This window comes from Porphyromonas pasteri, from assembly GCF_014647755.1.
GTDB lineage: Bacteria > Bacteroidota > Bacteroidia > Bacteroidales > Porphyromonadaceae > Porphyromonas > Porphyromonas pasteri.
This window is the reverse complement of record NZ_BMPU01000001.1, coordinates 46,981-67,142: the sequence shown is the minus strand read 5'-3', so window position 1 is coordinate 67,142 and position 20,162 is coordinate 46,981. Positions and strand designations below refer to the sequence as shown.

Genomic DNA, 20,162 nt, shown 5'->3' with positions numbered 1-20,162 from the left:
ATTACGAAGGGCGAATGAAAGGACTTACTCATCCTTTCATTCGCCCTTTGCGTTTGCTCCACAGCTTGATGCCCGCATCTCCCAAGGAGTATTATGAGAGATCATACGTATGATACCCACGACTTATACGAGAGAGAGAGAAAAGGGATGGTATTGTAGTCAGAAAGTAGGAATGGTTATTACTACCGTCTAACTACGCACAACTATGTTCTTGAGGCCTTCTAGTATACCGAAAGCCCTATAAGTAGTTATTCTCCAAGTAGTCTGTCAACAGTAGAGATACGTACCTATTTTATTATATAACATTCCTTATACCCGTATTTCCTGACCCTCTGATTTCTTCGTGATAAAGATAATTCACTATCGAGGGATGTCCTTTGGGACTTCGCTCGTAAGGCAATTCATTATCCACATACTTACATTGAGCCTCCTGCGCCATTTTCGCGGCCTCTTGCTCCAATTGCTTCCAGTATGTTCGGTCTTTATGCAAATAGATTTGTTCATAAAGTGGGAACAAATGGGGATAGTGTGATTTGATATACCCCATAATGCTGGCCTTAAAACTACCCCGTAGATTGAGGTTCTCAAGCCAAAAGAGGTCGCAAATGTCTTTCACTTCATGAAAAATAGCCTTGAAATCAGTGATACCGGGGAAGATGGGTGACACAAAACAAATGGTTCGGATACCCGCCTCGTAGACCTTTCGCATGGCTACGATGCGCCGCTCTATGCTCACGGCCTTGTCCATGTCGGCACGAAATGTCTCATCAAGCGTGTTGACTGACCACGATACGGTGACATTCTTCATTTGCTGGAGCAAGTCAAGGTCGCGCAACACGAGGTCGCTCTTTGTACAAATGAGTATTTCTGCATCGCTGTCTTTGAGCTCTTCAAGCAGTTTACGTGTCCTGCGGAACGTTGCTTCTTCGGGATTGTATCCATCGGTCACTGATCCAATAACCACGCGTTGTCCGGCATATTTCTTCGGATTCTTGATTGCAGGCCAATGCTTCACGTCTAAGAAAGTACCCCATTCTTCTTTATGTCCTGTGAAGCGCTTCATGAATGAGGCGTAACAATACTTGCAAGCATGGGTGCAACCCACGTATGGATTCACCGAATAGCCACCAACAGGGAGGTTGGACTTGGTCATGATGCCATGCACCTCTTTCGTATCAATGAGAGTTTCTGCCATATTTTCTTCTTTATTCTTTATAAATCTTCTACCGTTTCACCGTCTTCAGGAATAAAGACGCGGTCTAAAATTCCTGCCACTTCCGCACGCTTTCTCACCATTTCACGCGTCACACTATTATGGTTCACGCCTTCAAGATGCGTCACAAACAGCTTTGCGTCAGGTGCAGCTGCAGCAACTTTTACCACATCTTCATCGTTCATAATGACGCGTCCTCCCAAGCGAAAACCATTGCCACCCGCATTAAGGGTGATAACCTCGGGGCGAAAACGCTTCAAATTGCGCTTCACACCAGCATACCAGATGGTATCTCCGGCGTGATAGAGCGTCTTTTCTTGTGGATGAGTGAATACATAACCCGCCGTATGTCCGGCAGGATACTTCATGATGAAATTACCATGCTGGCTTTCGGCCTTTTGTATGCTCACTTCCCCAATCCTTGTATTGTCGCCGACAACTTCCACATGATTAAATCCATGCGACATCACCACCTGCCGATCGTTTTCGTCCTGCACCAAAAGTCGCATATCTTTAGGTATCGCTTCATAGGCCGCCTCATCAATATGGTCATCGTGTAGATGGGTAAGCAACACCGCATCTACACCTTTTAACACCTCTTCTACGGGAAAAGGTAGTTCATGAAGTGGGTTGCGCAGGTGTTGATTTCTACTAAAGGGGAAAGGAGGCATGCAGCCTTTCTTTCCCAACATGGGGTCAATCAGAATTTTCTTTCCCCCATACTCAACGATTATCGTTGCGTTTCTTACTTGTTGGATATTCATTGCTTATTACAACTAAAGTTTAACATTGGCTTCCAGCATAATACCATCCCTCAGTGGCTCATCATCATCTGAGAACGAATTTGCCTTATATTGTACACAAAGCACGAGCATTTCGCTGCTACCTGTGTTCTTGAATGCACGTTTGCCATTGGGGGCGATTCTCACGATGCTTCCCTCTGAAACGGGAAATCGCTTGCCGTCTACATCGAAAACGCCTTCACCTTTAAGAATGAAATAAAGCTCTTCGTGGGTTTTATGGGCATGACGTGTGCCATAATCTTGACCTGCCGCAAGACTTTGGAAAGACAATTCTGCACCTGTTGCTCGTAGTGCATGTCCGGCAAACATCTTTCCCGGAATAGAGAAATTGCCCATAGCCAACTCATATTCCTTAATTTCATTCAACTTACCTACGTTCACCGTGGTGAAGTTCTCTCCCTTTTCTGTGATTTGAATTTCTCTCATAATGCTATTTGCTTTGATTACGAGTGCAAAGGTAGCGCACAGAACAAAGGCACATTCTACCATTAACAATATATGTTCTACCATTTTGATAAACCAACATTTATTAGCACATTTGTCACATGAAATCAGAGATTCATCCCCAAGAACTTACTCAAGTCCCTTTCAGCAAAACAGAATGTGGTGTAGACTTCAACATCAATACCGATACACACGAGCGTTTGCGGGGCGTATTGATGGAGTATCCGTCTTTCAAGACCAACTTCTTCGAGTTGTTTTTCTTCAGGAAAGCATCCGGATGGGTGCGTTATGGCTTTCAACATATCGCGTTGAAGGACAATACGGTGCTGATACTTTCGCCGCACATCCATCAGGAGTGGCATATTGATGAAAGCCAAATGGATTATCGTTTCCTTGTTTTCCGTGATGATTTTCTTTCAACCTATCTTGCCGATCCTTTCTTTACTTATCGTTTGCTTTATTGCTACCAAACAGATTTCCCACCCCATCTGTCGGCTACTGCTATGGAACAACAAGAATACGAGCGTTTGCTTGTACGGATAAAAGAAGAACTCAGCCATCCTCTTGCCGACAGCTATCACATCATCGTATCCTTACTTCATTATCTGCTCATGACTCTTAATCGTAGGTATTCCACTCAGTACCATCTGCCTTTTGATACCCCCAAGAACCACCATGCCTTTGAGTTCAAACAACTCTTAGAAAAACATATTCGCCAATACCAGCGAGTGGCCGACTATGCAGCCATGCTGAACATCAGCCGCATCACATTGAATGCCTCTGTACAGGCTCAATATGGACAAACGTCCGCACATCTGCTGAAACAACGTCTGCTTGCAGAAATCAAGAATGAAATACTCTTCACTAACAAAACCACCAGTGAATTGGCATACGAATTCAATTTCTCGGAGCCAGGACATCTAATGCGTTTCTTCAAAAAACAAACGGGACAGACAGTTACAGAGTTTAAAGAAGAATATAAAGGAGGACAGTTTGCCGCAGAATCAAAAAAATGACCAAGCACAATAACTTAGCAATAAACGAACGGCACTTGAAACAGATATATCTCTGCTCAAGTGTCGTTATCCAATCAGCAATATGCGCTTATTGCCTTTATCTTATTCTATTGCTCTTGTAATTCTTCTCCAGCCTTCTTTCCATATCTGAAGCCTCATAGAGTATTTCCCTTGCAAACTGCGTGTAGGATTACGAAGGGCGAATGAAAGGACTTACTCATCCTTTCATTCGCCCTTTGCGTTTGCTCTACAGCTGGATGCCCGCATCTCCCAAGGAGTATTATGAGAGATAATACGTATGATATCCACGATTTATACGAGTGAGAGAGAAAATTAATACGTATAAACCTACCAATTAATACGTATTATTCGCCCGATTTATACGTATAAATCCTCTGATTTAATCGTATAAATATCCATCTTCAAGCGTATAATACTGCACGTACCTAAGGAAGAAAGCTCACGAAGCTATATACCTCCTTCCACCCATCTCAGATCCTTTTCGCACACACATCAAGAGAAGCGCCTTATGCCACAAGACAAAACAGCCGCCCCCGCCACCCGAAGTGCAAGCATTGCACGGGTGGCGGGGGCGGCTGCCTTATAGGATAGGTGAGGCTTAGTCCTCGAGGTCTATGGGCTGCTCTGCCAGAAGCTGCTCAATGAGCGGAGCGAGCTTCTCTGGCTTAGTCATCGGAGAGAAGCGCAGGACCCGACTACCGTCGCGTGAGATGAGGAACTTGGTGAAGTTCCACTTAATGCACGAGGTGAGTGTACCGCGTGCAGCGCGCTTGAGGTAGGTAAAGATAGGGTCTTCGTAGCGGCCATTGACGCGTACCTTCTTCATCATCGGGAAGGAGACCCCATAGTTGAGCGAGCAGAAGGAAGCTGCATCTTCGCCCGTGCTAAGCTCTTGACCGAGGAACTGACCGCAGGGGAATCCGAGGATCACCAGCCCACGATCACGATAGCGCTGATAGAGCTCTTCGAGACCTGCGAACTGAGGAGTGAAGCCACACTTGCTCGCCGTATTGACGATCAAGAGGACCTTGCCTGCGAACTGTGAGAGACGCACCAGTTCACCCGAGGGGCGCTGGGCGATGAAGTCATATATCTTCTGCATAGATCAGGGCAATTCTTAGCGCTTCATAGCGCGGTCCATCTCACGGCGATCATCACGCTCACGCATCGTGGCGCGCTTGTCGTAGACCTTCTTCCCTCGAGCGGGGGCGATGACGACCTTCGCCAGCCCACGGTCATTGATGAAGATCTTCACGGGGACAATCGTCACACCAGGGCTTTGTACATAAGCCTCGAGCTTGCGAAGCTCCTTGCGATTGAGGAGGAGCTTGCGGTCACGGCGTGCCGCGTGATTGTTGTACGAGCCGTAGAAGTACTCGCTGATGTTGGCGCCCTTGAGCCACAGCTCCCCGTTGTGGAAGTAGCAGAAGGCATCGACCAAGCTCGCCTTCCCCAGGCGAAGGGACTTGATCTCCGTGCCTACGAGCACCATCCCAGCAGTATAGGTATCGAGGAGCTCGTAGTCGAAGCGTGCGCGGCGATTCTGTATCGAGACGGCGCGCTGTATCTTTTCTTTCATATGATGAGTCGTAGTTATTGGGGGGCCTTACGCCACAGCAAGAGGGCTGCGATGATGAAGGCCACGTTCGGTATCCACGCCGCTATCCAGGGTGCCATCAGCCCGACGTTCGCGATCTGCGAAGTGAGCGAGGTGGCGAGGATGTATGCCAGACAGAGTGCGAAGCCAATGACGAGGTTGATCCCCAGACCGTTCTTCATCTTCTTCGCCGAGAGCACCGCACCGATGAAGGTGAGGATAAAGGCGGAGAAGATCGCGGCATATCGATTGTGCAGCTCCGTCTGGAAGAGACGGGTGTTGCTTGCGCCACGCTCCTTCTGACGGTCGATGTAGCGTGAGAGCTGGTCGTTGCGCATCTTCACAGCGTCCTTCTCATTGACGAGGAAGTCAGCGGGGCTGATACGTAGATTCGTATCCAAGCCATAGCCAATCGTGTCGGTAGCCTCAAGGCCCTTGAAGCGGCGGATGTGGAAGTCCGTTAGCTTCCAGTGGTCGAGCGTATCATAGTACGCTTCGTCAGCCGTCAGGCGGGAGATGAGATTCGGCCCCTTGAACTGATCCACGGCGAGCGACGTGGCACGCTTCGAAAGGCTCTCGTAGTCGCGGATATAGAGGTAGGTATCCTTCGCAATGGCGATCTGAATATTGTTCGTGTAGACCTCGCGGCGCGACTTGAGGTAGGTCTGCTCGAAGTCAATACGTACACGGTTGCCCGAAGGGATGATGAAGCCGTTGAGCACGTAGGTCGAGAGCGCGATGAGCGTCGCAGAGACCATATACGGGCGGAGCAGACGGCGGAAGCTCATCCCACTGGCAAGCATCGCGATGATCTCGGAGTTCGCTGCCAGCTTCGAGGTGAAGAAGATCACCGAGATGAAGACGAAGAGCGGACTGAAGAGGTTCGCGTAGTAGGGGATGAAGTTGAGGTAGTAGCGGAAGAGGATCCCCGAGAGTGGTACCTCTGGCTTGAGGAAGTCCGTGATCTTATCGTTGACGTCAAAGACCACTGCGACCGCGAGGATCAAGCCGATGGAGAAGAGGAACGTGGAGATGAAGGTACGTATGATGTACCAGTCCACCCGCCCCAGCCAAGGGCGGTACGGCTTCTTCATCACGGGCGGAGGCGTCCTACGCTCGGGCGCTTCGGTCTGATCTACCTGATCGGTGATCGGCTCCTGCTGGAGCTCTTCAGCTTCGTGGGGAGTGGTACTCATGACGTACTCGGGTGGGAACTTAGAGGCGGTTGTTGAGCTGACGCACCATCTTATCCTTCCACTCGGAGAAGTCTCCTGCGAGGATATGCTCACGGGCCTCACGTACCAAACGCAGGTAGAAGGCGAGGTTGTGTATCGAAGCGATCTGCAGCCCAAGGATCTCGTCAGCGCGGATGAGGTGGTGCAGGTAGGCCAGGCTGTACTGCTTGTCGACGAAGGACGTACCCTCGGGATCAATGGGGCTGAACTCCTGCGCCCACTTCGCGTTGCGGATATTGATCGTGCCGTAGCTCGTGAAAAGCTGGCCGTTGCGCCCGTTGCGGGTAGGCATGATGCAGTCAAACATATCGACACCGCGAGCAATGTTCTCCAGCAGGTTGATCGGCGTACCGACACCCATCAGGTAGCGGGGCTTGTCCTTGGGGAGGATGCTATTAGTCAGCTCGACCATCTCGTACATCTTCTCCGTGGGCTCACCGACGGCAAGGCCACCGATGGCATTCCCTTCAGCACCGAGCGAAGCCACGAATTCAGCAGCACGCGTACGCAGCTCGGGATAGACACAGCCCTGCACGATAGGGAAGAGGCTCTGATGATAGCCGTAGTGTGGATCAGTCTCATTGACGCGCTTCACACAGCGACGTAGCCAGTCTTCGGTGAGTGCCAGCGACTTCTTCGCATAGTGGAAGTCCGCATCACCAGGGCAACATTCATCGAAAGCCATGATGATGTCCGCACCGATGATACGCTCGATATCCATCACACGCTCGGGGGTGAAGAGGTGCTTCGATCCGTCGATGTGCGAGCGGAAGGTCACCCCTTCCTCCGTGATCTTACGGCGATGCGCCAAGCTGAAGACCTGATAGCCCCCGCTGTCGGTGAGGATCGAGCCCGACCAGCTATTGAACTTATGCAGCCCGCCTGCCTTGTACAGGGTATCGAGCCCTGGGCGCAGGTAGAGGTGGTACGTATTGCCGAGGATGATCTGTGCGTGGATGTCGTCGCTCAACTCGGGCATGTGGACAGCCTTCACCGAGCCGACCGTCCCGACGGGCATGAAGATCGGAGTAAGGATCTCCCCGTGGTCGGTCTCTATACGCCCAGCGCGCGCGGCAGTCTTAGTACAAGTCTTATGGATATCGAATTTCAGCATCGTTGTCTTCTTGTTGTCACCCCACGATGTCTCTCACGAGCGCAGTGTCGCTATATCTAATGGGAGATGTGGGTGTAAGTGAAGTGCAAAGATACGGCATATGAGCCATATACTCCGCTGGGAGCACCAGGGGTCAGCGTACCCCCGCCTGCTTGTAGCTCGGAGCGAGGGTCGAAGTGAGGCGCAGAATGAGGTCAAAGAAGACCATCTTCGCCTGCACATTCTGCGCTAAGTGGCGGGCGGCTTCGTCGATCTCGGCCTCGACCTGGCGGACGTTGCGCCCCGTGATGCAGGAGCGCAGGTAGCGGGCGATGCCTTCCTCCCGACTCGTGAGGTAATTGATGTCGGGGAGGGAGAGATTGTAGAGGTAGAACTCTCTGAACATGCGCGCCAGATACTCCAAGAGGCTCGCTTGCTCTTCCTTTGACAGTGCCGCGAGGTCTTCGGCGAGGAGCTTCATCTCGCGGGGTTGCGCATTGACCGTCGCGCGGAGGATGCGCTGCAGAAGGGCGTATTCCTCGCCCAGCTCAGCGGCACGCCCTTCGTAGAGATCGAGCGCCTTGCGATAGTTACCCTCCGAGAGGTGGGCCGCGTAGAGGGCATCCGCCTCGGCATAGTCCGTCGGGGTCGCCCGTAGTGCTGTCTCGATCTCAGGCTCAGTAAGGGGGCGAAGGCGAAGGGTCTGCATACGACTGCGCAGCGTCTGAAGGACGGACGGCTCGTCCATCGTGACCATGAGGATGATGGTGCGCTCGGGTGGCTCTTCGACGAGCTTGAGGAGCTTGTTGCCCAAGGCCTCCTGCATGCGCTCGGGCAGCCAGATGATGAGGATGCGGTAGCCACGCCCCGAGGTCTGATAGCCCATCATGCGCTGCAGGGGCTCGCCTTCGCGGGCGAAGATCGAGGCCTTCTTCCCATCGCCTCCGAGGAGTCCCAGCCATTCATCATAATAGGTATAAGGGCCCTGCTGTATGAAGCGGCGCCAGTCCTCAATATAGTCTTCGCAGAGGTTCTTCCCCGAAGCGTTGACGATGGGATAGAGGAAGGAGAGGTCAGGATCCCCCACTTCGTCATAGCGACGGCAGGAGGGGCAATGCCCGCAGGAGTCCCATTCCCCGCGGTCGGTGCAGTTGAGGTAGCGGGCATAGGCGTAAGCCAAGCCCAGAGCGCCCTCGCCATCGCGCCCCGTGAAGAGCTGGGCATGAGGGACGAGCCCCTGACGAGCCGTCGTGAGAAGCTGCGCCTTGAGGCTATCGTGACCGACAATATCTCTGAAGTACATAGGCTAAGGGATGTAGATGGATGGGAAGGGCTATCGGCGCCAAGCACGGACGGCTGTGGCGAAGGCCAAGAGGTAGGCACGTCCGTGCTCGCTGATCATGCTCTCGGGATGGAACTGCACCGACCACACGGGCTCCGTGCGGTGGCGCATCGCCATCAGCACACGGCCTTCACCCGCATCGGCGCAATAAGCCGTCGGGACAAGGCAGGTCGGGAGGCTCGCTTCGTCGACCGCCCAGCTGTGGTAGCGCCCGACGAGACTTCCCGTAGGGATAGCACCGACGAGGCTATCCGTAGGATCTATGACCTCAAGTGCGGAGGCATGCCCGTGGCGAGGCGCAGGGAGCTGCACCAGCGTGGCGCCGTAGTGCTCGGCGAGAGCCTGATGCCCGAGGCAGATACCCAAGATCGGCTTTACTCCCGCTTCGGCACGGATGAGGGCCTGCATACGGGGGAACTCACTCGGCACGCCTGGCCCAGGGGAGAGAATGAGCCCATCGTGCTCGGGAAGCGAAGAGAGCTCGAGCTCACCCTCGGGGATAACCTCGAAGGTGAGCTCGGGGAGTGAGCGCAGGAGCTCCACGACATTATAGACGAAGGAGTCGCGGTTGTCGATGACTAAGAGGTGTACCGTGGAGCCCATGGTACACGCTACTTGAGGTTACGCCCCGTGACGTGCGTGGGACCAACTTGGTCGCGCTTATCCTGGAGATAGCGGGGATGGTAAGCACCCGCAGGGAGGCTCTCCAGCGCATCGCGGTTAGCCAGACGAGCAGCCACGACCTTGTCCGTCATCGAGGTAGAGATCGCCCCCACGAGGATATCAACAAAGGTACTCAGGATGCCACGCCCTCCTTTGTCTTGACTCAGATCCACGGCGCCCTCAAAGCGGCGGGTAAAGAGCGTCTCCCCAGTCTTCGTAGAGCGCAGGAGGTACTCGACATCGATCTCGATCTTCGAGCGCAGGGCGACCTTCTCCCAGCGATGGATGATGGTAAAGAGGACGGCGTCTGCGCCGAAGACGCGGTAGAAGGGGGCTACATTCCCCTGGATGAAGTCCTCGGCATTGGCGGCACTCTCCTGCTCCATCAGCTCCTTCGCGAGGAAGGGTGAGAAGACGTAGTAGCCACGCTCAGCCAGCGGCTTGAGCAGCGTGGCGTAGAAGTTATCCTTCAGCTCGACCTGATTGGTCTCATTGATCGTGGGCATGATGACGATGGAGCGGGGATTCTCCCTGTAGAGCGTAGCATAGGCGTCCTCACGACGCTGCGTCTGCTCGCTCAGCAGTCCACAAGAGGAGAGGAGTACCAGCGAGGCGAATGCCCCTACGGCCATGAAGGCTCGGTGTAGTCGGATCTTCATTTCTTCAGCTGCTTGATGAGACGACGGACGAAGACGGCACTCTCGGGGTACAGCTCAGCTTCCTTCTCGAGGAGCTTCACGCCTCGCTCGGTATCGCCTTGCTTAGCTAAGAGGTAGCCGTACTCCGCGCAGAGCCCTGGAGGAGGCATCTTGCGCAGGCCTTCGGGCTGAGTGATGAGCTTCTCGTAGACCATGCCGAGAGCCCTAAGACGCTCGGGGGTGGGATTCTGTGCGACGGCATAGGCCGTCTGCTCATAGTCGCCCCACGAATATAATGCTGGTGAGGAGCCACAGCTCGAGAGGAGTCCCGCAAAAAGTAGGAGTGTGGCGGCGGTATAAGAGAACTTCATCTGTTGCAAAAGAGGATCTACGATTACTGCAGGGTGATGGTCTTCGCGGCTCGGCTGGAGATGAAGATCTCCTTGGAGAAGAGCGTACGCCCCTCGGCATCTCGGACGATGACCGTATGGCGCCCTGGGGTGATGGTGATACGCTTTGCGTGGCGCGTGACAGCGTCGGGGCGAACGGCCACGATCCCCACAGCGGAGACGTCGTCGACTAAGACAAAAACCTTCTTCCCGACGTAGGCACCCGAGGAGGATACGACGATATAAGACTCATCATTCAGCCCGCCCGAGATCGACGAGGTCGTCCCGCAGGCTGTCCCAGCGAAGAGGAGGGCAAGGAGGGAGAGTAGACCGACGGCCCACTGCTTGTAGAATGGTTGCTTCTTCATGATCGCTGCGGTCTTACTGCTGTACATAATAGTTGTCTAAGGCGCCCTTATCAAAGCTCCCCGAGACGACGCTGACGATAGCGTACTGCGTATCGGGCGTATCGCCGTCTACGGACTCTACGCGCAGCTGTGCTACGGGCTTACCCGCCAGATAGAAGGAGACACCCGTCTGAGGGTTCTTCACTTGCTTGCCGCGCTTATAGAGCGTGAAGGTATCTCCAGGACGAATGCCTTGAGCGGCCCCGCCTGCGATGATGATGCCATCGGCATCAGCATTGATGAGGTAGGTGCGCCAAGGCTTGTCGGTGCACTTATTGATGATATTCTCGACGAGCTGATCGATAGCCCCCGAGATGGCCTTATCGCTGAGGGTGGCGTCATAGCCAGCCTTACCGCCAAGACCCAGAGTACTCTTACTCGTCGTCTGAGCCTGCCCCTTACCTTCCTCCGAATAGATGACTTGCCCCGTCGCGACGTCGACGATACGAATGCTCACACCCGCCTCTACCGTCTGACTCTTCTCCGAAGTGAAGAGGCCATCCCTGCCAGTCGTCTTGCGGCCGAACTCGGTGATCGAGCCGAGGATAAGGTAGTCAGCACCGATACGCTGACCCTGCCCAGCCTTGAGCTCTGCCTCCAGCTTCTCCGAGTCGCTACGCTCGAGGAGGATGAACTTCCCCGAAGCATTGAGCTTCGTCATAAGGATATCGAGGGCCTGCTTCGCCATGGGGTCATTATCGCGCTCGTAGAAGATACCCTTGCCGTACTGCGTCTCGTTGGAGAAGCGCCCGACGGCGACCTTCCACTTGAGGCTACGCGCATCGGCAGGGCGAGCGTTATTGACTCCAGGATGGGCGATGACTCGCTGGGGCTCTTGTGCAGCAGCATAGCCAAGCCCTGAGAGGCCTGCCAGCGCTACGAGAGAAAGCGTCTTAAGTACATTCATAAGGCACTGTATATCTATAAGTGAGGTTTGTGTCGTACAAATGTAGTGATTAATAGCGGTAGAGCCCTGGGTCTACGCCTATACAGACGAAGCTCTATACCACAGCTTGAGTGCAGATGGATCCTATATGATACAGATCTATATTGGTCGGCGGGCTGACCTATATTGGTCGCAGACGTGACTTATATTGGTCGAGAAAGCAACCTATATAGGTCAGCCCGCCGACCAATATAGGTTCGCACCACCCCTCCCCTACAGAGCCGTCATCACACACAGATAAAGACAAGCCCCCCAGCTCACTGAGAGCTGGGGGGCTTATCCTGTATAGAGCTAATCTGTGCGCTTAGTAGTCGGGATTATTCTTACCGAAGTTGGGGTTACGGTCGATGACCCACTGAGGTATGGGGAGGTAGCGGAAGTGAGGCTTGAAGATGCGGTTCTCTACGAGCTTAGCTTCAGCAGGAGCAGAAGGATTGATCGTAGCACGCGTCTCAGGATTCGTACCCGTCATATCGACAGTACCGACCATACGCTGCAGCGGACCATTGAGTACCGTCTCAGCGATCATCTTGCCGTCCGCACCCTTCCAGCGAAGGATGTCAGCACGACGGAGACCTTCGCCAGCGAACTCTACGGAGCGCTCGCGACGGATCAGCTCACGGAGCTTATCCTTCGTACCGTACTTCGTCTGGTCGACAGCAGGCATACCTACACGCTGGCGCACGAGGTTGATCTTAGCGTACACATCAGCCGAAGGACCATTCAGTTCGTTCTCAGCTTCAGCGTACGAGAGGAGGACCTCAGCATAGCGGAAGACGATAGGGCTGGCATTCGTAGACCACACGTCGGCATACTGATTAGCAGGAGCGGTGTACTTGTTCCACGTGAGCCCCGTCTTAGAGCTGTTGTTCGCGCTCTCGGGGTAGTCCTCGTTCTTCTTCCCACCGGGCAGCGTCTGGTCGAGGGTATTGTAGATCGCGGTCTTCCCCTCGGGCGTGATGTAGTTAGCACCGGGGTAGCAGACGGTCATAGCCATACGAGGGTCACGATCCTTGAAGGGATGGGTGGCATCGTAGCCTGAGCCCGACTCATCCGTCGTCAGCCCTGTCTTCATCTCATAGAGATTGATGAGGTTAGCCGTTGGCACCATCGAAGACCAGCCCCCGACGGAGTTATTGAGCATCGAGCCGATAGAGGTATAGTGAGGCTTTACCGTCTCGAGGTACTGTACAGCTGCGATGATCTCAGCAGAGCCTTGACCAGCGATGGTGAAGAGCTTCTGGTAGCTGGGCTCGAGGCTGTAGACATTGAGATCGATGATCTCCTTAGCCTTCGCCTTAGCGACCTCCCAGTCACCATAGTAGAGCGCTTCGCGCATACGGATAGCCAGAGCAGCACCCTTACCTAAGCGACCACGCGTGACATTAGCCTCGAGGTCGGGGATCGCTTCATCCAGATCCTTAGCGATGTAGGCACGTACCTCAGCCTCAGTCTTACGAGGCAGACGAGCTTCGTCAGCATTCTGAGGGAGCTCGATGATGGGCACGCCACCATAGAGGAAGTTCATCGTGAAGTACTGATAGGCACGGATCACCTTAGCCTCAGCGATGATGCGCTTCTTCTGCGCCTCAGGCATGTTGGGGATCTCTTCGATCTGCTTGAGAAGGAGGTTACAGCGGCCGATAGTACCATAGCCATAGAAGGAGGCACCTGGGCTGGTGGGGCTCATCGTCCCGTTGCCGATAGAGCGGAAGCCTTCGTGAGCGTGGAAGCTAAAGCCAAAGTCCGAGAGGCAGTCCATGTAGAGGATCGTACCACCACTCTCCCAGCCATCATAGCAGCCGACGAGGAACTTCTCAGCGTCTTCGGGAGTCTTCCAAGCGGTCTTCTGAGAGAGCTGATTGCGGGGGGCTGTATCGAGGAAGCCCGAGCAGGAGACACTACCAGCCGTCAGGAGGCCAGCCAGCAGGTACTTATATAGGTTGTTCATTATCGTAGTCACATTAGAAGGATACGTTCAGCCCGAAAGAGTGCGTACGCAGCAGGGGGTAAGAGGAGAGACGCTGGCTCGTAGCCTCAGGGTCGATGTTACCGCGCATGTTGTCCAGCGTGAAGAGGTTCTCACCAGAGTAGTAGACACGCAGGGAAGAGACACCGAGGTTCTTCAGAAGGCTCTTAGGCAGGGTATAACCCAGCTGGAGGTTCTTCAGACGCACGTAATGCGTGTCCTGCAGCCAGAAGGTCGAGCTTGCTTCGTTGTGGTTAGCCTGACCAGCGAGGTAGATGCGAGGCATCTTGCCCGAGGGCTTGTCTGCGCTCCAGGCATCACGCCACTCAGTAGAGGGGTGACCCGTATCCCCACCGAAGGCACCGAAGACCTCAGAGCTGTAGAGGCGAGAGGCAGCTGCGACACCGCTGAACATAGCAGAGAGGTCGAAGGCACGCCAGCCCAGGTTGAAGTTCATAGCGAACGTATAGGCGGGATCTACAGGATTAGAGAAGATACGGTCCTTACCATTGATCTTGCCGTCACCATTGACGTCCACATAGCGGATATCACCAGCCTGAGGGCGAGAGCCGAAGGGCGTGCCATACTTAGCTACGAAGGCATCTGCTTCTTCCTTGGACTGGAAGAGCCCATCAGCCTTGTAGATGTAATAGGTGTCGTAGGAGTGACCGACGGCATTACGGATAGCACCATTGTCCATGTACTCGTTAGCACCGAGGTTGAGGATCTTATTCTTGTTGTAGGTGAAGTTACCGCCTACGCCGAGCGTCCAGTCACCGAAGTTCGTCTTGTAGTTCAGTGCGATTTCGACACCCTTATTCTCCATCGCACCTACATTAGCGTGGTAGGGCTTGAGAGGGAACTCAGAGGGGACGTCAACCTTCATCAGGATATCGGTCGTCTTACGAGCGTAGAAGTCTACTGACCCAGTCAGCTGTCCAGCGAAGAAGCCGAAGTCCAGACCTACACCGACGTTGCGGCTCTTCTCCCAGCTGATATTGTTCAGCTTGAGGTCGGTCTGTGCATAGCCAGAGGTAAGCGCTCCACCGAAGGGATAGGTCGCGCCGATATTGTAGGTATTGAGTGCAGGATAGTAGTCATTGAGAGCTTCCTGATTACCGAGGAGACCCCACGAAGCACGGACCTTCAGGTCGCTCAGTACAGGATAGAGAGGCTTCATGAACTCTTCCTTCGAGAGGCGCCATGCACCAGAGAAGGAGGGGAAGTAACCCCAGCGATAGCCCTGAGCGAAGCGCGAAGAGGCGTCAGCACGGAAGTTCGCTTCGAGGAGGTACTTGCCGTCGAAGTCATAGTTCAGACGACCGAACCAAGAGAGCATACGCAGCTGAGCCGTCGTACCATTGTTCTCCTGCGTAGAGGAGGAGCCTGCACTTAGGTCGGTGAGGTCGTTCGAGGGATAGTCCTTACGCTTGCCCTGCATGTACTGCGTGAAGAAGTCTTCAGCGTGCCACCCGAGGAGGGCCTTGAAGTTGTTCTTGCCAAGGCTCTTGCTGTAGTTAGCCAGTGCATCAAAGTTTGCACGCGTCCAGAGGTAGTAGCGTTCGTCCAGATTGTTGGGCGCACTCACCTTGTGGTCGTTGTACTTGATGAAGGGGACGAAGGCCTTGTAGTGCTGCAGACTGGCTACATAAGCTACGTTAGCCGTGAGGGTAAAGCCATCGAAGAGATGGAAGTCGATACCCCCAGTAGCGGAGATGTTGTGGTTGTCGCGGTCGATGGTCTGACCTGAGTCAAGCCAAGCCAGAGGGTTACCGTCACCCGTCGTACCCCAGCTCTTACCGTCCTTACTACGGCCGAGGATCCAAGGTGCGACGATATTCAGCTGGCGGATGATCTGGTCAGAGCCACCAGAGACGTAGGAGTTATTAGGATCTGCGTACTTATTCTTGATGTAGGAGAGACCGAGTCGAGCCGAGATGAGGCGGCTGAGGGTGAGGTCAAGATTCGTACGAGCATTGAACTGATTACGCTTAGCGTTGGGGAGAATACCGGACTGTCCGAGGTAACCCAGCGAAGCCATATAGCGGACCTGCTCCGAGCCACCATTGACACTCACATTGTGGTGCTGCATAAGAGCCGTACGGAAGGCCAGATCATACCAGTGGGTATCGGGGTGCCCCTCGGGGTCACTGCCGTCCTGGAACTTCTTGAGGTCCTCGTCAGAGAAGCGAGCTACCTTACCAGCAGCTACCATCGCCTTGTTGTAGAGGGTAGCGTACTCGAAGGAGCCCATACGGTCCATCAGGCGCGTAGCGCTCTGCATACCCACGCTACCCGAGTAGCTGACGCGAGCCTTACCAGACTTACCGCGCTTGGTGGTGATGAGGATGACCCCGTTAGCAGCCTTCGAGCCGTAGATAGCTGCGGAGGCAGCGTCCTTCAGGACTGAGATGCTCTCGATATCGCTTGGGTCAAGCATATTGAGCGTCCCAGACTCGAGACCGTCGATGAGGATGTAGGGATTTGCGTTGTTCAGGGTACCCGTACCACGGATGCGGAGCTTACCGCCGTCGAGACCTGGAGCACCGTTGGTAGCGGTGACTGTCAGACCTGGGACGAGACCTTGCAGACCATTACTGAGGTTCTGAATGGGGCGAGCTTGTACCTGCTTTAGGTCAAGAGCAGTCACGGAACCAGATAGGTTAACTTTCTTCTGCGTGCCATAGCCCACGACGACGACGTCACTGAGCTGCTGGGCTTCTTCCTTGAGCGTGATCTTGATCTGCGTCTGCCCTGCTACGGCTACCTCACGAGCTTCGTAGCCCAGATAGCTCACACGGAGGATGGCATCACGCTGTACTCCCGATAGGGTGAAGGCGCCCTTGGCGTCCGTCATAGCCCCTTGCTTGGGATTCTTCTTCACGACAACAGAGGCTCCAACGATGGGCTCATCTTTGGTATCCACTACGGTGCCGCGGATGGTCAGCCCCTGTGCCATAAGCTGTGGGGCCAGGTAGATCGCCAGGATCAGTAGCCAACCGACCCAGAGAGACCTAAGGATGAATGTTTGTTTCATACACTTGGGATTTGTGAATTTGACTAGTGGTATGTCTACATGCCACTCGGCTGCGGTGGCACGGTGTTCGCTCCCGAAAGCGTCTTCATGGCGGGAGCGAGTGATGAACCTCTCGCTCGAGGTGCATCGTGGTATTCGGACGATGTATTTCGATTCAAACTTATAAAAAATACTTATTCATTCCTATTATAGAATTTTCCAAGTATAAGCATTCTCTCTTTTTGCTTGTAAGTAAGGCTTTTGGGTAGAGGAAGGAGGGCGGAGGGATAGGGGTACTTAGCACCTCTCTAGAGTGTGTCATAATCAAGGCTTTACGAAGGCAAAAAATCGACCAGTACTGGTCACTGCGCCGACCAGTACTGCTTCGATGTGTGACCAGTACGAGTAACGATTCGTGACCAGTACTGATCACCTCGCCGACCAGTACTGGTTCGTTTTGCCTCCTCGGCAAAGCTGATATTATAGGGCGTATTCACCGCTCGCTCTGCCCTTGGGCGATTCGGCTCCATCATGATAGTAGTTCGTGGATGAAGCTGAAGAAGTCGATTTGCAAACGACTACTGGTCTGCATGCGGATAACTATTGGTATGGGGGTCAAACCACTATTCGTTTCGTATGCAAACCACTATTCGTTCGTATATCGAACCACTATAGGACTGAGTGCGAACGACTATTGAACCGAGACTTACCCCCAACAGCTTCACGCCCCCGCTTACGAAGCCATCACCCTTCCATAAGCTCTCAAAAGAGGAAGTTCAATCGCAATTCCATACTGAACATCAGCCACTTATATATCGACAAAGCTTGTGCGGATATACCATAAGTGCAGGCAATTCCATATCTTTGCGACCGCCTCCATGGTGAGGCAGATAGGCTGCGCACCCTATACCATATTATATATAGCGGTGCGGCCGCCGGAAGGACTTTCCCCAAGCTATTCCCTATAGCAGACAAAAACCTTCATCCCCTACCCCGTGTTGGGATAAGGGGGTGTATACCCCACAAACGATAAACGAACGGTAAGACAACACCCATGACAAAGAAGATCATCGTGGCCATTGACGGCTACAGCTCATGTGGCAAGAGCTCTATGGCACGTACACTGGCGCGTGCAATCGACTATATCTACGTCGACACAGGCGCGATGTACCGAGGCGTCACCCTCTTCGCCCTCAGACGTGGCTTCATCCGCGAGGGAGTGATCCAGGAGGCAGAGCTTCGCGAAGCCCTGAACGAGGTATCCCTGAGCTTCCGTCAGAGCCACGAAGGTGCCATACCCGAGCTCTACCTCAACGGCGAGAACGTCGAGAAGGAGATCCGCACGATGGAGGTCGCCTCCTTCGTCAGCCCCATCGCCGCACTGGGCTTCGTACGTGAGTTCCTCACGGCCCAGCAGCAGGCCTTCGGCGCTGAGGGCGGTATCGTTATGGACGGCCGAGACATCGGCACCGCTGTCTTCCCCCAGGCAGAGCTCAAGGTCTTCGTCACGGCTGACCCTGTCATCCGCGCAGAGCGCCGCCTTGCCGAGCTTCGCGGCAAGGGCGACAGCAAGATTACCCTTGAGGAGGTGCTGGAGAATCTTCGTCAGCGTGACTACATAGACACGCACCGTGAGGTAGCTCCCCTGCGCCAAGCTGAGGATGCCCGCGTCCTCGACAACTCCCACCTGACCCACGACGAGCAGGATGCCCTCCTGCGCTCCTACTTCGAGGAAGCTCTCGCCAAGGCGTAGTCCAGCCTTCCTCTCCCCCACTCCTTATCCCCACGCATGTATCCCAAGATCGAAATAGACCAACAGTCGGGCTTCTGCTTCGGCGTCATCAATGCTGTCAAGCACGCCGAAGAAGAGCTGAAGAAGGATGACAAAGAGCTCTACTGCCTCGGCGACATCGTACACAACAACCAGGAGGTAGACCGCCTGCAGGCCAAGGGTATGCAGACGATCGACTACGAGGCCTTCAAGAAGCTCGAGGGAAAGCGCGTGCTCTTCCGTGCCCACGGAGAAGCACCCGCCATCTATCAGCTCGCTCGCGAGCGCAACATCGAGCTCGTCGATGCTACTTGCCCCGTCGTGCTCGCCCTGCAGAAGAAGGTCCGTCGCAAGTTCGCTGAGCTGGATCCCGTGGGTGGTCAGATCGTGATCTATGGGAAGAAGGGTCATGCCGAGGTCAATGGTCTCGTCGGCCAGACCGATGGGAAGGCCATCATCGTGCAGAGCCCCGAGGATATCGAGCAGATTGACTTCACCCGCCCCATCGCACTCTTCTCGCAGACGACCCAGTCACTGACGGGCTTCCACGAGCTCATCGACACGCTCCGTAGCCGTATGATAGGCGATGCTCGCTTCGACTTCCAGGACTCGATCTGCCGTCAGGTATCCAACCGTATGCCCCACATCCAGGAGTTCTCCTCCCAGCATGAGCTGACGTTCTTCGTCGCAGGGGGCAAGAGCTCCAACGGCAAGGTGCTCTTCAGCTACTGCCAGAAGGGCAACGAGCGAAGTATCTTCGTCTCCTCTCCCGATGAGATCCAGCCCGAGATGCTCCAGCCCCTACCACAGAGCATCGGTATCTGTGGGGCGACCTCCACGCCTATGTGGCAGATGGAGCAAGTCGCCAGCCGTATCCGCGAGATCCTCGGGATGCCTGAGCCAGAAACAGCCGTCAGCGAATGAGCATCGACAGCGAGCGACTCGAGGAGTACATCCTAAGTCATACGACCCCGGAGAGTCCCTACCGCCAGCGACTCTGGAGAGAGGCTCATGTGCGCCTCCTGCGTGCTCGTATGCTCTCTGGACACCTGCAGGGCAACCTCCTTCAAATGCTCTGCCGTATCTCGGGAGCCCAAAAAGTCCTTGAGCTTGGCACCTTCACAGGCTATGCTGCGCACTGCTTGGCCGAAGCCCTCGGAGAAGGCGGTGAGGTCCATACCATCGAGTCAGATGATGAGATGGAGGACTTCATCCACGAGTTCCTCGACGGCACGCCCTACGCCCACCGCGTGCACCTCTACCTCGGAGATGCGCTCACGATCCTCCCCGAGCTCTTAGAGAAGCACAGCTTCGACCTCGTGTATATCGACGCCAATAAGCGCGAGTACATCGATTACTATGAGCTCATCCTCCCCCACCTCCCCTCGGGCGCCCTCATCTTAGCAGATAATACCCTCTGGGACGGTAAGGTCATCGAGGAGCCGACTCCTACCGACCAGCAGACGCAGACGATCCTCGCCTTCAACGATCACGTGCAGCGCGACCCCCGGGTTGAGAACCTCATCCTCCCCCTACGTGACGGGCTAAGCCTCATCCGTAAGCTATAAGCTCCCCCCCGAGCATATACAGCAGCGCCCC

The 20,162-nt window shown here is 54.4% G+C and carries 19 protein-coding genes; 4 read left to right on the top strand and 15 right to left on the bottom strand.

Annotation, left to right across the window (positions count from 1 at the left end; translation table 11 throughout):
- Positions 1 to 295 precede the first annotated feature (295 nt).
- From IEX77_RS00310 to IEX77_RS00300, 3 genes are read right to left on the bottom strand one after another with little or no spacing between them, the layout of a single operon-like run.
- The gene (locus tag IEX77_RS00310) at positions 296 to 1,195 is read right to left on the bottom strand and encodes a radical SAM mobile pair protein B (RefSeq protein ID WP_188807114.1); all 900 of its coding nucleotides are present in this window, start codon (positions 1,193 to 1,195) and stop codon (positions 296 to 298) included.
- Between the two features lie 17 nt (positions 1,196 to 1,212).
- A complete protein-coding gene (locus IEX77_RS00305; protein ID WP_188807112.1) occupies positions 1,213 to 1,977 on the bottom strand; it encodes an MBL fold metallo-hydrolase in 765 nt (254 codons plus the stop codon).
- Positions 1,978 to 1,989: 12 nt separating this feature from the next.
- Entirely contained in the window at positions 1,990 to 2,442 is a 453-nt protein-coding gene (locus tag IEX77_RS00300; RefSeq protein WP_188807110.1) for a cupin domain-containing protein, read from the bottom strand.
- A gap of 119 nt (positions 2,443 to 2,561) precedes the next feature.
- On the opposite strand from IEX77_RS00300, the gene IEX77_RS00295 reads away from it, so the two are divergent.
- The gene (locus IEX77_RS00295) at positions 2,562 to 3,476 is read left to right on the top strand and encodes a helix-turn-helix domain-containing protein (protein WP_188807108.1); all 915 of its coding nucleotides are present in this window, start codon (positions 2,562 to 2,564) and stop codon (positions 3,474 to 3,476) included.
- 619 nt (positions 3,477 to 4,095) lie between these two features.
- Here IEX77_RS00295 and IEX77_RS00290 read toward each other — a convergent pair.
- The 12 genes from IEX77_RS00290 to IEX77_RS00235 all read right to left on the bottom strand — a co-directional run bounded on the left by IEX77_RS00290 (position 4,096) and on the right by IEX77_RS00235 (position 16,813).
- Positions 4,096 to 4,599, bottom strand: a complete 504-nt coding sequence (locus IEX77_RS00290) for a glutathione peroxidase (protein ID WP_188807106.1) — start codon at positions 4,597 to 4,599, stop codon at positions 4,096 to 4,098.
- 15 nt (positions 4,600 to 4,614) lie between these two features.
- Complete coding sequence (gene smpB, locus IEX77_RS00285; RefSeq protein ID WP_009432326.1) at positions 4,615 to 5,076, bottom strand: SsrA-binding protein SmpB; 462 nt, start codon at positions 5,074 to 5,076, stop codon at positions 4,615 to 4,617.
- Positions 5,077 to 5,090: 14 nt separating this feature from the next.
- On the bottom strand, positions 5,091 to 6,188 hold the full coding sequence (locus tag IEX77_RS00280) for an LptF/LptG family permease (RefSeq protein ID WP_188807726.1): 1,098 nt from the start codon (positions 6,186 to 6,188) through the stop codon (positions 5,091 to 5,093).
- 121 nt (positions 6,189 to 6,309) lie between these two features.
- Complete coding sequence (gene tgt, locus IEX77_RS00275) at positions 6,310 to 7,443, bottom strand: tRNA guanosine(34) transglycosylase Tgt (protein ID WP_188807104.1); 1,134 nt, start codon at positions 7,441 to 7,443, stop codon at positions 6,310 to 6,312.
- Positions 7,444 to 7,576: 133 nt separating this feature from the next.
- Positions 7,577 to 8,725, bottom strand: a complete 1,149-nt coding sequence (locus tag IEX77_RS00270; RefSeq protein ID WP_188807100.1) for a DNA polymerase III subunit — start codon at positions 8,723 to 8,725, stop codon at positions 7,577 to 7,579.
- Positions 8,726 to 8,755: 30 nt separating this feature from the next.
- A complete protein-coding gene (locus IEX77_RS00265) occupies positions 8,756 to 9,367 on the bottom strand; it encodes an anthranilate synthase component II (protein WP_188807098.1) in 612 nt (203 codons plus the stop codon).
- A gap of 8 nt (positions 9,368 to 9,375) precedes the next feature.
- Positions 9,376 to 10,086 carry a GNA1162 family protein gene (locus tag IEX77_RS00260; RefSeq protein WP_188807096.1) on the bottom strand — a complete coding sequence of 237 codons (711 nt, stop codon included), beginning with the start codon at positions 10,084 to 10,086 and terminating at the stop codon, positions 9,376 to 9,378.
- Complete coding sequence (locus IEX77_RS00255; RefSeq protein ID WP_188807725.1) at positions 10,083 to 10,436, bottom strand: DUF4810 domain-containing protein; 354 nt, start codon at positions 10,434 to 10,436, stop codon at positions 10,083 to 10,085. The genes IEX77_RS00260 and IEX77_RS00255 overlap by 4 nt, the downstream gene beginning before the upstream one ends.
- A 23-nt stretch (positions 10,437 to 10,459) precedes the next feature.
- The gene (locus IEX77_RS00250; RefSeq protein WP_188807094.1) at positions 10,460 to 10,849 is read right to left on the bottom strand and encodes a hypothetical protein; all 390 of its coding nucleotides are present in this window, start codon (positions 10,847 to 10,849) and stop codon (positions 10,460 to 10,462) included.
- Positions 10,836 to 11,768 (bottom strand): CsgG/HfaB family protein, encoded by a 933-nt coding sequence (locus tag IEX77_RS00245; protein ID WP_188807092.1) that lies wholly within the window; start codon positions 11,766 to 11,768, stop codon positions 10,836 to 10,838. The genes IEX77_RS00250 and IEX77_RS00245 overlap by 14 nt, the downstream gene beginning before the upstream one ends.
- Positions 11,769 to 12,111: 343 nt before the next feature.
- Positions 12,112 to 13,758, bottom strand: coding sequence for a RagB/SusD family nutrient uptake outer membrane protein (locus IEX77_RS00240; RefSeq protein ID WP_188807090.1), 1,647 nt, complete (start codon positions 13,756 to 13,758; stop codon positions 12,112 to 12,114).
- 13 nt (positions 13,759 to 13,771) lie between these two features.
- The gene (locus IEX77_RS00235; RefSeq protein ID WP_188807088.1) at positions 13,772 to 16,813 is read right to left on the bottom strand and encodes a SusC/RagA family TonB-linked outer membrane protein; all 3,042 of its coding nucleotides are present in this window, start codon (positions 16,811 to 16,813) and stop codon (positions 13,772 to 13,774) included.
- 1,033 nt (positions 16,814 to 17,846) lie between these two features.
- Between IEX77_RS00235 and cmk the strand changes: the two genes are divergently transcribed.
- Genes cmk through IEX77_RS00220 form a run of 3 tightly spaced genes read left to right on the top strand, consistent with a single transcriptional unit; the run spans position 17,847 to position 20,131 of the window.
- Positions 17,847 to 18,545, top strand: a complete 699-nt coding sequence (gene cmk / locus IEX77_RS00230; protein WP_188807086.1) for a (d)CMP kinase — start codon at positions 17,847 to 17,849, stop codon at positions 18,543 to 18,545.
- A gap of 36 nt (positions 18,546 to 18,581) precedes the next feature.
- Positions 18,582 to 19,487 (top strand): 4-hydroxy-3-methylbut-2-enyl diphosphate reductase, encoded by a 906-nt coding sequence (locus IEX77_RS00225; RefSeq protein WP_188807084.1) that lies wholly within the window; start codon positions 18,582 to 18,584, stop codon positions 19,485 to 19,487.
- Positions 19,484 to 20,131, top strand: coding sequence for an O-methyltransferase (locus IEX77_RS00220; protein ID WP_188807082.1), 648 nt, complete (start codon positions 19,484 to 19,486; stop codon positions 20,129 to 20,131). The genes IEX77_RS00225 and IEX77_RS00220 overlap by 4 nt, the downstream gene beginning before the upstream one ends.
- Positions 20,132 to 20,162: the final 31 nt, after the last annotated feature.

Coding starts and splice junctions, on each gene's coding strand:
- IEX77_RS00310 (WP_188807114.1), bottom strand. CDS start 1,195: ATGGCAGAAACTCTCATTGATACGAAAGAGGTGCATGGCATCATGACC.
- IEX77_RS00305 (WP_188807112.1), bottom strand. CDS start 1,977: ATGAATATCCAACAAGTAAGAAACGCAACGATAATCGTTGAGTATGGG.
- IEX77_RS00300 (WP_188807110.1), bottom strand. CDS start 2,442: ATGAGAGAAATTCAAATCACAGAAAAGGGAGAGAACTTCACCACGGTG.
- IEX77_RS00295 (WP_188807108.1), top strand. CDS start 2,562: ATGAAATCAGAGATTCATCCCCAAGAACTTACTCAAGTCCCTTTCAGC.
- IEX77_RS00290 (WP_188807106.1), bottom strand. CDS start 4,599: ATGCAGAAGATATATGACTTCATCGCCCAGCGCCCCTCGGGTGAACTG.
- smpB (WP_009432326.1), bottom strand. CDS start 5,076: ATGAAAGAAAAGATACAGCGCGCCGTCTCGATACAGAATCGCCGCGCA.
- IEX77_RS00280 (WP_188807726.1), bottom strand. CDS start 6,188: ATGAAGAAGCCGTACCGCCCTTGGCTGGGGCGGGTGGACTGGTACATC.
- tgt (WP_188807104.1), bottom strand. CDS start 7,443: ATGCTGAAATTCGATATCCATAAGACTTGTACTAAGACTGCCGCGCGC.
- IEX77_RS00270 (WP_188807100.1), bottom strand. CDS start 8,725: ATGTACTTCAGAGATATTGTCGGTCACGATAGCCTCAAGGCGCAGCTT.
- IEX77_RS00265 (WP_188807098.1), bottom strand. CDS start 9,367: ATGGGCTCCACGGTACACCTCTTAGTCATCGACAACCGCGACTCCTTC.
- IEX77_RS00260 (WP_188807096.1), bottom strand. CDS start 10,086: ATGAAGATCCGACTACACCGAGCCTTCATGGCCGTAGGGGCATTCGCC.
- IEX77_RS00255 (WP_188807725.1), bottom strand. CDS start 10,436: ATGAAGTTCTCTTATACCGCCGCCACACTCCTACTTTTTGCGGGACTC.
- IEX77_RS00250 (WP_188807094.1), bottom strand. CDS start 10,849: ATGTACAGCAGTAAGACCGCAGCGATCATGAAGAAGCAACCATTCTAC.
- IEX77_RS00245 (WP_188807092.1), bottom strand. CDS start 11,768: ATGAATGTACTTAAGACGCTTTCTCTCGTAGCGCTGGCAGGCCTCTCA.
- IEX77_RS00240 (WP_188807090.1), bottom strand. CDS start 13,758: ATGAACAACCTATATAAGTACCTGCTGGCTGGCCTCCTGACGGCTGGT.
- IEX77_RS00235 (WP_188807088.1), bottom strand. CDS start 16,813: ATGAAACAAACATTCATCCTTAGGTCTCTCTGGGTCGGTTGGCTACTG.
- cmk (WP_188807086.1), top strand. CDS start 17,847: ATGACAAAGAAGATCATCGTGGCCATTGACGGCTACAGCTCATGTGGC.
- IEX77_RS00225 (WP_188807084.1), top strand. CDS start 18,582: ATGTATCCCAAGATCGAAATAGACCAACAGTCGGGCTTCTGCTTCGGC.
- IEX77_RS00220 (WP_188807082.1), top strand. CDS start 19,484: ATGAGCATCGACAGCGAGCGACTCGAGGAGTACATCCTAAGTCATACG.